The 11,800-nt window shown below is 48.7% G+C and carries 11 protein-coding genes and 1 pseudogene; 3 read left to right on the top strand and 9 right to left on the bottom strand.

The genetic code is table 11. The annotated features are described in order from the left end of the window. Positions 1-11 precede the first annotated feature (11 nt). Together BSZ32_RS11055 and BSZ32_RS11050 are read right to left on the bottom strand one after the other, a co-directional pair. Positions 12-719, bottom strand: coding sequence for an RNA polymerase sigma factor (locus BSZ32_RS11055; protein ID WP_105043463.1), 708 nt, complete (start codon positions 717-719; stop codon positions 12-14). A 19-nt stretch (positions 720-738) separates the two neighbouring features. After that, entirely contained in the window at positions 739-2,181 is a 1,443-nt protein-coding gene (locus BSZ32_RS11050; RefSeq protein ID WP_105043462.1) for an NfeD family protein, read from the bottom strand. Between the two features lie 124 nt (positions 2,182-2,305). On the opposite strand from BSZ32_RS11050, the gene BSZ32_RS11045 reads away from it, so the two are divergent. Further along, the gene (locus BSZ32_RS11045; protein WP_105043461.1) at positions 2,306-2,917 is read left to right on the top strand and encodes a methyltransferase domain-containing protein; all 612 of its coding nucleotides are present in this window, start codon (positions 2,306-2,308) and stop codon (positions 2,915-2,917) included. Positions 2,918-3,518: 601 nt separating this feature from the next. On the opposite strand, the gene BSZ32_RS11035 is transcribed toward BSZ32_RS11045, so the two are convergent. The 7 genes from BSZ32_RS11035 to BSZ32_RS11005 form a co-directional block, all read right to left on the bottom strand. Continuing rightward, a complete protein-coding gene (locus tag BSZ32_RS11035) occupies positions 3,519-4,829 on the bottom strand; it encodes an EF-hand domain-containing protein (RefSeq protein WP_105043459.1) in 1,311 nt (436 codons plus the stop codon). Continuing rightward, on the bottom strand, positions 4,830-5,078 hold the full coding sequence (locus BSZ32_RS20605) for a leucine-rich repeat domain-containing protein (protein ID WP_105043458.1): 249 nt from the start codon (positions 5,076-5,078) through the stop codon (positions 4,830-4,832). It abuts the gene before it with no gap. A gap of 50 nt (positions 5,079-5,128) precedes the next feature. After that, the gene (locus BSZ32_RS11025) at positions 5,129-5,821 is read right to left on the bottom strand and encodes a hypothetical protein (protein ID WP_105043457.1); all 693 of its coding nucleotides are present in this window, start codon (positions 5,819-5,821) and stop codon (positions 5,129-5,131) included. 731 nt (positions 5,822-6,552) lie between these two features. After that, complete coding sequence (locus BSZ32_RS11020; RefSeq protein ID WP_105043456.1) at positions 6,553-7,290, bottom strand: sulfite exporter TauE/SafE family protein; 738 nt, start codon at positions 7,288-7,290, stop codon at positions 6,553-6,555. Positions 7,291-7,343: 53 nt separating this feature from the next. Beyond that, positions 7,344-7,919 (bottom strand): hypothetical protein, encoded by a 576-nt coding sequence (locus BSZ32_RS11015; RefSeq protein WP_105043455.1) that lies wholly within the window; start codon positions 7,917-7,919, stop codon positions 7,344-7,346. Between the two features lie 20 nt (positions 7,920-7,939). Next, a complete protein-coding gene (locus BSZ32_RS11010; RefSeq protein ID WP_165788793.1) occupies positions 7,940-8,662 on the bottom strand; it encodes a COG3415 family protein in 723 nt (240 codons plus the stop codon). Positions 8,663-8,756: 94 nt separating this feature from the next. Then, positions 8,757-10,142, bottom strand: coding sequence for a dicarboxylate/amino acid:cation symporter (locus tag BSZ32_RS11005; protein WP_105043453.1), 1,386 nt, complete (start codon positions 10,140-10,142; stop codon positions 8,757-8,759). 229 nt (positions 10,143-10,371) lie between these two features. Here BSZ32_RS11005 and BSZ32_RS19805 point away from each other — a divergent pair. Together BSZ32_RS19805 and BSZ32_RS19800 are read left to right on the top strand one after the other, a co-directional pair. Next, positions 10,372-11,144: pseudogene (locus BSZ32_RS19805) on the top strand (glutamate--tRNA ligase); the annotation flags it as partial. After that, positions 11,121-11,684: a hypothetical protein gene (locus BSZ32_RS19800; protein ID WP_425500445.1), complete on the top strand. Its 564-nt coding sequence runs from the start codon at positions 11,121-11,123 to the stop codon at positions 11,682-11,684. The pseudogene BSZ32_RS19805 and the gene BSZ32_RS19800, both read left to right, overlap by 24 nt. Positions 11,685-11,800 lie beyond the last annotated feature (116 nt).

The following is an 11,800-nucleotide window of genomic DNA, read 5'->3' as shown; positions in this document are numbered from 1 at the left end:
AAGCTCTCCGCTTAGTCGCTTAAAATACCAATCAGGTAACGTAACTCTTGATCAGCATCCTCGCCCTCACCAATCGTCTCCACAATCTCAGCTCGGAGCATTTCTCCAAAGCGTTTACGCAAACGGTGCACTCCCACTTTGACTGCCGAGAGTGACACCTCCAAGCGATCAGCAATACTTTGGTAATCTTCTTCTAGCTCACCAGTCAGGCTGCCAGCCAGAGCCTCATAAAGATCAGATTTTCCTTCGCTCGCATACTTTTTCTCAAGTTGCTCGCGTGCGCTCTCGACCACAATGATCGCCCAGCGTTTATCGAAGCCTACTGTAGGGTCAACCGCCTTACTATCTGCCCAACGTTCTTCCTCAGCCGCAATGTCAGTAGTATCCACTTTTCCGTCACCACGTTTGAGAGCAACGCTCTTTACGTGCTCGTCTCGCAGGTAGCGCTTGAAAGCTGTCAGCAAAAAGGTACGCATTTTTCCTTTCTCTTGATCAGCCGCAGAAAATAATGCCTTCTCTATCCCTTTGGCAAGAAACCCCTGCACCACGTCCTCAGCATCTTCCATGCTCCGGCCATAGCCACGAGCAAACGCGTAGAGAGGCCTCCAGTACATACTACAAAGCACATTGAGAGCCTCTTGTGCATCCGCGGCGTTGGCCTCTTTAACTCGTTGAACCAAGGTCCAACGGGTGGCTTGAAATGAACTATTTCCCTGCATTCCTCTATGCAAACAAATATCAGCCCACTAGATCCACTAAAATCCTCATTCCATCGGCAGAAACTACCTTTACCGGTGTTCCGGCCTCTACAAATCCATGCTGAGAAGCCACTTCATACTCCGAGTCACCAATCTTGACTCGGCCTGATGGTCGCAATTCCGTGACCGCGACCCCCTGCTGGCCAATCAACTCGGCATTGTGATTTTCCTCACCAGTCCCAGCGGCCAATTCTTCACTCACAGACAGAGCATTATACATCGGCATAGATGGTAGATAACGCATGACAAAAATACTACCAAACAACGCAACACTCAGCCCAACCGTCATATAAATAATTGGATAGCCCACTAGCGCGCTAAAGCTTATCAGCCCGTTTTTGCTATCCTTGAAACTATCTAGCATATCAACGTCGACCATCGCGAAAACCAAGGAAACTCCCATCATCACCACCCCAACAGCACCAGCAATAAAGGTTCCAGGGATCACCCAAAACTCCAAGATCACGAGAACCAAACCCGCGATAAACAACACGAACAAACCAGTTCCCGAAAAATTGCCGTCGAGGTTATTTCCGACAAAGAACAAAGAAAACGCCACTAAAGCCACTAAACCAAAGATTCCCAAGCCCGGCGTCTTAAATTCCATAAATAAGGCCAACAGCCCAATACTAATCAATATTGGCGACACAATCCCGACCCAGCTAGCAAATGCCTCCAAGCCCTTCGGCTCGGCATTTACGACTTCCACGCCCTCCATTCCCTCAGCCGCAAGAACAGCCTCGATATCCTCACAAATTCCATCAGCTAACAACGGCTTACCCTCGTGCATCAACACCGCCTCATCGGCTATCAAATTAAGCAACTCCCCCTTCACCACCTTCACCTTGCCATCCGCAAATTCATATTCCTGATCGCGAAACATCATCGCCTTCATCACGTCCGCATTCCGTCCCTTTTCCTTCGCCACTATCTTCACATAGGAAGAAAAGAGTGATTCGATCTTTGAACGCATCACTGGTTCAATTTCGCCACCACCACCAGAAACAATCCCAGTAGAACCGATCGTCCCACGCGGGTGCATGTAAATTTTATCACAACCAAAGGCAATCATCGACCCCGCGCTCGTAGCCTCAGGGTTCACAAAAGCAATCGATGGGATCGTCAGGTCTGGCATCACCCGCGTGATCAAGTCTGCAGTCTCCCCCGCATAACCGCCGGGTGTGTCTATATCGAAAATGATCGCACGCGCCTTCTCGTCCTGAGCGCGTCGCATCACTTTGCGCCAGTATTTGAAAGAGTGCTTATTCATCAGCGACTTCTCTCCCACCTTCAACACAACAACCTTGCCAGCATAGCTATCACCACTCACAACCGGCGGCGGTGAGTCAGCTGGCGCCTCATCAGTTGCAAAAAGAAATTGAGCCCATATTACAGCGACAAGAATTTGAAAGCAGCACTTCATACCCAATTTCTAGCACAGCCAGCTCAACTCCCCAACATTTTATGCTGCGGTTCACCCAAATAAACAAAACTCTGAAACTATCCATCGTCAATCCACGTCGGCTACGCTAAGAGTACAACAGCCAATGCCATTACCCTTTTCTAACCCACACACGCAAGATGACCTCCGGCAGCTCAGGTCTTTGCTGGCTCCACTCCTAGCGGAGCACTTCCGTAGCGCTCAGTTAGAAATTAGATTACTCAACATGGCTTGCGGCCGGGCTGACGAGACTAGCATCCTTGCGGATTCACTCGCGCCACATTGCCAGCAGCTAGAGATCACAGGTATCGACATCCGCAACCGTGAAATAGGCGAAGCAAAACAACGCTGGGGCAAGATGCTGGCTGCTAAAGCTCAATTCTACACCCAAGACGCCAGCCAGATAGCGCACATCCATCAGCTAGATGGCCCCTATGACGTAGCCTTCATCCGCCACCAGAACTACTGGAATGGTGCAGAGTCTTGGCATAGGATCTACGACAACGCTCTCCACAGATTACGCGATAATGGCATTCTAGTAATCAGCTCCTACTTCGATCGCGAGCACCTGCAGGCCGTCCAAGCCATCAGCGCGATGGGCGGCAAACTCACCACCAGCATCCGCAACCCAAGATCCCGTATTATCACCGATGCTCCAAACAAATCCGTCGACCGCCACATTGCAGTTTTCACCAGAGAGTTCCAAGCTTACTCATAAAACTTAATTCGTAAAACATAACACCTCTAGGAGCTTAAAAGCGCTTCTTTCACCGCAAAGCCCCGTGTACCTCTATCACAAACCAGGACTCCACCCACAAAGCCGACCCACTCGTAGACGCCCAATCGATGGTCTTTTGCAGGTTTACTTTATTTAAAGCCGCACTGTTTCCCGGGGTGACGTTAAATGCCTGGATGCTTCGATTCTGAGCTACCCCCAGGCAAGTGAACATGAGTAGGAGCGTGAGTTGGAGAGCGTGGAGTTTTGGGTTCATGGCTATTTGGTAGCAAATAAATAGGCCGTGTCGCTTAAAGACAAGTGACACACCACAATGAGCTGAGAACTTCATACGCGCCTACTCAAGCAAGAAATCCGGCACATCACGGGCGCGCTATGCCAAACTACCTTGGCCGGTGAGCGCACCGTCTTCTAGAGTTCAAATACACTGACAGTTTACTCATATGACGGGGAAGATGGTATCATGGCTAAGTATTTTCGCGTTGCAGGGGCGTTTGAGTTTGCCGATGAAATTGGCTAAATATATTCCCGCGTCCTTGGCCAATAAATACATGGACATACAGAATTCTGGACTTCTCTAGTCTCAGTTTTCCTTGGGTTTTACTTTCTTAGACTTCTTTTTATTGGGTTTTCCTCCACCGGATTCAAGCGGGACAGGTTGAAAATGACGACCTATTGACTTAATTGCAGCATCACGTTCTCCCACTGAAACAGTGCCCGATCCATCGGTATCAAATGCAGTAATGACTTTTGCCACCATAGCGTCATCATTCTCACCAACCCGTTTCCCACGGATTCTCCCCCTCAGAGCGTCGCGAGCTTGTACTATTTCTCCCTTGGACAGTGACTCATTGCTATCCTGATCAAAATATTGCATTAATTCGGCACGAATGCGCCTGATTTTCGAGACTCGTTCGGCCCTCAATGATTGAACTGTGAGGGAGCGGGTGCGAAACAAACCGTCCAGCTTAGCCTGATTGAGTGCCGCTACGAGTTCGTCATAGTTTAGAGATTGGCTGATATCAACATCGTGGTCTTTCAGAAAACTTGCGGCTATATACTCGAGATCTAGGCTATGTTCGGAGGGGGCATCGGAGGATTCTCCTGTCGACTTCTCCACTGCAGTTAAAGGAATCGGCCGGAAGTAGTCTTCGATAAGTTGCATTGCCCTGTTTCGCTCCGCCGTGGAGAGGGTTTCATTTTCGTCGAAATCAAAGGCAAAGATCAGCTCGTCCGAAATATCTGTCTCTTTTGTGATTGCTCTCAACAATTCGCTCGCGCGCTTTTTTTCGGCGGGAGAAAGTAGCCAGTCATCATTTTGATCAACCTGCTTAATACACTTGTCCTGGAGCTCAGCGAATTCCTCTGGCGTCTTTGTATAATAGGTCTCAATAAACCTCACAGCCTCCAACCTTTCTTGTGTCGAGAGAACTTTGGAGCCGTCCTGGTTGAAAGCTAGGAGGAACGTTTCGATCATCGCGGTATCCTTACTACCCAGCTCCGTTCCTTTGATGTCTCCACGCAGCGCCTCCACGATTCTCTGCTTTTCCTCACGAGAAATTTTTCGGTTCTCATCTGTGTCACACCAGTCTAGTGCGACTTGTCGGGCCTCAGCGATGCTCTCCTCATACAACTCCCGCTCAGTTGGAAGTGCTTTCGTCTCAGTTTCAACATATGTTTCTAACTTTTCAGATGGAGGCTGTGATGGTGTTTTTTGGGGTGAGTCGGGCTCGAAGATTTCCCCTAGGGACCGTGCCAAATCTTTCAACTCTGATGCTGATAGAGAACCGTTACTGTCTAGATCGAAGTGAACCACCATGGCGTTCATGCGTGGAGCGGCCTGAGCTGTGAGGGCCCATAGGAATGTTGCTATAAATATTAAAGAGCTTTTCATCTAATAGTGTATTTTCAGCTTAGGAAGTGTTTCTCTTAACTGGGCTAACGATTCTGGTGTGATTTGAGTGCCTTCTATATAAAGGCTTTGGAGTGCTGGAAGCGATTCGAAAACCTCCTGGCTTGAGTCCGTGATCTCCGAACATTGGTTCAGGAAAAGGATCTGGAGGCTTGCATGGTTTGCGAGATGGGCCAGACCGGCGTCTGAGATCGAGCATGCCTTGAGCTGGAGCCTCGTAAGACTTGCCATCTGACCGATCAGCGGAAAAGAATGATCTGAAATCGTGGACTGGTTTAGATTTAACCACAGGATGCGTTGCGCGTGTGAACTGAGTTTAGCCAACTCATCGTCGGAAGCGCTCGAGGAGTGTGCCATAAGATAGTCTGAGGTTTCAGCGATCGAGTGAATCTCGATTTTCTATCGTCTAGAGGTGCAGGCTCCTTCACTAATGGAGTCACTAGTGCGTTTATAGGGGCAGGATCCTCCGGTTGCGGAGTCACTGGTGGATCAGCTGTTTTATCAGGTGCTTTTGATGCAACGAGCTCGAAAGGTCCAGCTTCTGGGGAAACCGTAGACCCTGGGGTTTTCACCACTGACTTAGGCTCAGGAGTTCTAGCAACTTTGGGCTTCGGATCCTGCTTACCATCCTCATGAGGTGATGTAAAATACGCGATTACTACTAGTATGAGGAGAACAGCCGTCAAAGCTGTCAGACGGTAGAATTCGGATCGTTTTCTATCTCTGGGGATCTCTTCTTCGGCTTGCGCCAGTGGATCAACTTCGTCCTTCGAGTCCGGTTTGTTCGCTTTTGGTTTCTGCTTGCTGCTTTTTGTCGACGGTGAAGTTCCGATGATGAATTTGTGATCGCAGGAAGCGCATTGCCCCTTTCGCCCATTCATCTCATGGGGGACTTCCACACCGAAGTCACAGATAGGGCATGTTGCGCGAATGGCTTCCTCCTTTACCGCCTTCACTTCGATGCGTTCGATCATGAAGTTGTGGCTAGAATCCGGGCACTTTCCTTTGCGCCCGACGTATCGCGACTCAACTTCGGTTTAACTGCCACATTCAGGACAAAGAATAGCCATCATATTATTGCTGTCGTTCATAATCTTAATATTGCTAGAAATTTGCTGAAAAAAGAGGCTTGCGGGAGGGAGCCACAGTGACGGGTAGACAATGGGCTGACAACTGAGGAAATCGAAAAATTGAAAGCACTGGGGATAGCCAACCCGTTGCGCAAAATATGAACAATATAAGGCTCTTCACGTGCTACGCATGATCAAACTAGATAAAGGCTGAAAAATTTCTATATGCGAATTGGGTTCGCTAGGGATTGGTGGATATTAGATATTACTCAATATTCCTAGGTTTCAACTTGAGTTGAATCAGATCGAACAAACCTACCGCTAAGCTATATGGCGGTAGCATTTGATCCATTCTCTTTAATTTGCAGACTGGAGAGATACGTAGGCATGCGTCATGCATAGCGCGTGAAGAGCCCAATATAAACGCTCAATTATTACACAAATCCTACACTAGTAGAATGTGGGGTTTGGTTCCCTCTATCAAGACTCTCAAGTAGCCATTTTCATTTTTGCAGAAAAAAAGCAAAGCTGGTGATAAGCTTGCTAGAAATACAACACCCTAAGGCACACCTAGCTGGCTATTCTCTTTTTCTCATCGATCATTAAATAACAAGTTGAGGCTGAGCACTCCCTGATTAGCTTCCTGAAACTAGTCGGAGACCCGCGATAAGGGCAAAAACTACGACTGTAGCTTCGAAGGCTTTTTGAGGGACTTTCACTAGAAGTTTTTTACCAATGAGGACACCGAGAACGACGCTTGGAAGCATGATGAAATCCCACTTGAGTGTCTCCCAGGTAATTAGATCGAGCCCGGCACTGAGTGGTAGCTTGAGGAAGTTGACGACCAAGAAGAACCGAGCCCCCACACCGATCAGCTCCATCTTCGGCATCCTGCGAGATAAGAGGTAAAGCTGCATGATCGGCCCCGCGGCATTTGCCATCATTGTCGCCACGCCCCCACTGACACCGGCGGCGATACCAAAACTATGCGAATGGACCATTTTCTCAAAAAACACGGGAGCCCATTTGCGCAGCAGTTGCATCCCCACCATGCTCAGAATGATAGAACCTATGACAACGCGCACGGTTTCGTTAGAAAATGCATGTAGCCCCCATAGCGCTATGCCAATACCGATCAAGGCTGGCCACAGGAATTTCCACACCGGCCCCCAGCTTCCATATTTGCGGTAGGCTGGATAAACTAACAGGTCGGCCATGATCAACATCGGCAATGCCACTCCGAGTGATTCTTTGGCACCAAAATTCTCAGCTAACAGGAAAACCGAGATCAACGAGACTCCGGAGAACCCAGCCTTGGATACACCAATAAAAAATGCGGACACCGCAAGGACGATGACTAGCTCAGTAGTCATTTAGTCCTCTTGTAGAAAACGTTCATTATCTAAGTTCGCTGCCATCTCCCAGCTCAAGACTTGCTACAGTCTTGGGTAACCTCAAGAAGCATCTTTCTGTAGCGACGTTTCGCAACTGGCCAAGAGGCACTCGGAGTTCCAACAAGCTGCAATATCCCCTTACGCGCGTTCTTATCACCTAGGCAAGCATGGTAGTAACTGGTAAAAAAGTAATCCTCTGGTTCATCAACTAATCCCACGATCATAGGGAAAGCATCCACACTCACTACTGCGACTATAGTCTCTGGAGTTGAGTGCAACTGGCTCAGCTTATACCGATCTCTCCAGATTCCATGCTCTCTCCCAGTCGTGTATTTCACCCAACTACTCACACGCTGCTGAAACCTTTTTTGAAAACTAACTAATGGTCTACGCTGCTCGGTTTTACGGGAGGCAAACCCTTGAGTTGTCTTGATAATGATACGGTAAGAAACGGGAGTAATACACCACGCCAAAATCTCTATGCCAGCCTTCTCAGCAGCCGCAAACAAAATCCCCCGGACGATCTCTCTTCCTTCTAATGTCAATGGTTCAACATCTTTCTTAAACCCATTATAAACAAACACGGTGAACTCAGATTTACCGCTCATTGATTTTCTTCTAATCACTCTCATTTACTCTCCTTCTTTTGTAATTTCTCTTCCCACTTAGCCAATTGCTCTGTCACATAATAGCTATGTTCCACCAATGAATCTGTAAGTTGATACTTTATTCTGATTTTTGAAAAAAGCTGTTGAGCACTATTCCTACGCCCCATTTGGCTGTAATGATCTGGGTCTTTATAAAGACTAACAGCCCGAGACTCTCTTCTAGTTAGCTGTTTTGGTTTAACATTCTTCTTCCACTCCTTAAATTCATCTGAGATTTGATCTCGCCAAAGAGTATGATTGGTCAATTGAGCGTTAGACTCTTGATGATGAACCACCGAAAGTCCAAGCCCACGCAAGACGATTAAGCCCTCACTCATTGGCACGCGCACACCAAACATTTTTAGGACTAAGGCTTGAAATTCCACCACGGTCCAGTGCCCGACATCCTTACAGCCGCCTTTAAGCTTTTGTTTATAAGCGCAACTATTTATCAAGACCTCCTCTAGCTCAACTTTCTCATCCTCAGTCAGGCTAGTAGCAATCCTTAGCGGCGGCTTACTATAATTTTTCAAGTAAGTCTCCCCCCTCTCCTCATACAGCTTCACAATCTCCCTCACTTTTTGGAGGGGTATTTTTAACTTTTTAGAAATTTCACTCAAGCCCTCTCCAGACTTCTGACAATTCACAACTGAGTTGCGAATTCGGAGCACCTTTTTCATGCGCGCAGTTGAATTTTTATTCATTAAACAAAGTATTACAGATCACTGGTGACAAAAGCAACATCCATAATGAGCCACTCTATATGAGAGCAAATAGAAACGAGAACCCACTAGTGATTTAATCTTCCTTTAAAAGACGCTCTTCCTCATCTTCTATATCGTCTTCAAAGTGATGAAGGTCGCCCTGCAGCACCTTTTCACCCTCGCTCGCTCCGACTACCACAGCAGCACAGCTATCACCAAAGACATTGACTGCTGTACGCGACATATCGAGTAGACGGTCAACACTAAGTAGGGCAACCACCGCGGTCTCGGCACCTTCGATGTTAGAGTTTTTAAGAATTAGAAGGATTGCCACCAGACTAGCAGAAGGAACACCCGCCACACCTATGCTGGTCAGCAAGGCAGCAGCGACGATCACGAATTGCGCGCCGAAAGCTAAATCGACACCCATCACCTGAGCCACAAAAATAACGGCGACACATTCGTAGAGGGCTGTTCCATCCATATTGACCGTGGCTCCAAGCGGCAATGTGAAGCTCGACGTGCGTTTACTAACACCCGCATTTTCCTGCACACAGCGCATCGTCACCGGCAGCGTGGCTGAGGACGAAGCGGTCGAGAATGCAGTCAGCAAAGCAGTCTGCATTGCCTTGAAATGCGATATGGGATTGAGGCCACCGACGAATTTCAGAATCAATGGCAGCGTGATAAACATGTGGATCGCCAGAGCTGTCAATACGGTCCCGAAGTAGCTGCCCATCTCTATAAAGATTTGAGTACCAGAGTTGAAAACCACGGGGAACATCAGGGCAAACACACCCACTGGAGCCAGCATCATGATCCAACGGGTGATCAAAATCATCACGTCATTGATCCCCTGAATCGTCCCCTGCAAGGTCTTCATTTGCCCCTGAGGTAAACGAGTCATCGCCACACCAAACAGAATACTAAAGACAATCAGCCCTAGCATCTGCCCGTTATCCGATGCGGCACTAATGATATTCGGAGGGAAGAGCTTCTTGAAAAAGTCCAAGTAGTCAGTGGCTTGACGTTCATTGGCCGCCCCCACCTTTGCTAAATCCTTATCCGAGGCCTCGCTAACACTGCGATCAAAGGCGGCATGGATTGCCTCATTCGGTTGGCCATCGACTAAGCCAGGCTCGAAGAGATTCACCACCGCAAGCCCCACGAGTATCGCAGCCAGCGAAGTCAAAGCGTAAAAGCCAACAGTCTTTAAACCCAGTCGGCCAAAGCCTTTGACTCCCCCAAGAGCACCAATCCCCGCAATAATAGAACTCACAATCAACGGTACAATGATCATTTTAAGCGCGCTCATGAACAGGTCTCCAATAAACGAACTCACCCCAATAGTCTTCACTGCAAAGCTAGCAAAGCTAGATTCCGAGCCATAGGCTACCGAGAAATTCCTGAAAATAACTCCAAGAACCACGGACAATCCAAGGGCGATGAGAATCTGCCAATGGGCAGCGATCTTTTTCATAGAGCCGACCCTAACGAGCTAACAGCTTCAGCACAAGTCAGCGTTGCGGCTTTCTACCCAAAGCCACCAAACTTTGCTAACAACACCTTCGACTTTTAGACTTTTGACACGGGGACTCGTGTCAAAGGTCGGACTGTCCAAAGTCATTACTCATCGCGTGGTCGCGATTCTCCGGAAATTTATAATTTTTGCGCTAGGACTTTTCAACGGGCTCCTCTAAACCACAGCTATGAGCAAACCTGTCCGCACACGCTTCGCACCTTCACCAACTGGCTACCTTCACGTTGGTGGTGCACGCACAGCCCTTTTCAACTACCTCTTTGCCCGCAAACACAGCGGAACATTCATCCTCCGAGTCGAAGACACGGACAAAGCACGCAACACAGACGATGCACGCGCGGCAATCTTCGAAGGCCTCAACTGGCTCGGTATGGACTGGGATGAAGGCCCTAGCATAGGCGGCGACTTCGGCCCGTACAACCAGTCCGAGCGGATGGATATCTACGATCGCTACTTCGAAAAACTCGTCGCCGCTGACAGAGTCTATGAAGATGGAGGCGCCCACCGTTTCCGATTCGATCGCAGGCCAATGGTTATGAACGACCTCGTTTGTGGGGAAGTCACAGTCGACTACAGAGACGAGTCGATCAACCCAGACATGGTGGTGAAACGCTCAGACGGCACTTACACCTTCCACTTTGTCAATGTCGTGGATGACATCGAAATGGGCATGACCCACGTACTTCGCGGTGAAGACCACCTGATGAACACACCGAAACACCTTCAGCTCTTCGAAGCCTTCGGTGTTGAGCCACCAGCCTACGCCCACATTCCCCTCATCCTCAACATGGATGGCTCTAAAATGTCCAAGCGAGATCAAGGCGCTGCCATCGGCGAATACGCCACTCAAGCTACACCAGCGAAGCAGTCTTTAACTTCCTCGCACTCCTCGGCTGGTCGCCTAAAGACGAGAATGAAATCTTTTCCCCAGCGGAACTCATCGAGAAATTCTCCATCGAGTCAGTCAACCGCGCTCCTGGAAAGTTCGACATCGATAAGTGCGGATGGGTCAACCAACAGCACGTCGCCAAACTTTCTGTCGAAGATTTTGCGGCTGCAGCAAAACCCTACGTCGATGCAGCAGGTATCACCACCGACAACAAATACATCACCATCGCAGCCTCGATTCAGGAAAAGGTCCGCCTGCTGACTGAGGTCCCAGCAATGATCGCCTTCTTTTACAAACCTGACTATCCGTTCGATGCTGAAGTCGTTGAAAAAGTCAAAAAGAACGAGGCTGCAGCAGGGTTATTAGAAAAACTCGCGGAAGCCCTCACAAATCTCAGCGATTGGGCTGAGGCTAAATCCTCCATCGGCGAGACAGCAAAGGCGAACGGAGCGAAGCCCGGGCAACTCATGTTCCCCACACGCGTCGCCCTCACTGGCGCATCTGGCGGTCCTGACCTCGGAACCATTCTTGAGATTCTAGGCCAAGCCGAATCAATCCGCCGCATCCAGCGTGCTGTTAAAGAACTTTCCTAGCATACCGATAATCACGCTCCACGACAATTTTCAGATCAAGAACCTGCCCAGCATTGAGGGTTGTCGAGTAGCGCATTTGTGAATCTGCACCTTGCAACCTGAACCGTGCCAGGTTT

This window comes from Rubritalea profundi (assembly GCF_002954445.1).
GTDB lineage: Bacteria > Verrucomicrobiota > Verrucomicrobiia > Verrucomicrobiales > Akkermansiaceae > Rubritalea > Rubritalea profundi.
This window is presented reverse-complemented; position numbering and strand designations above follow the sequence as displayed.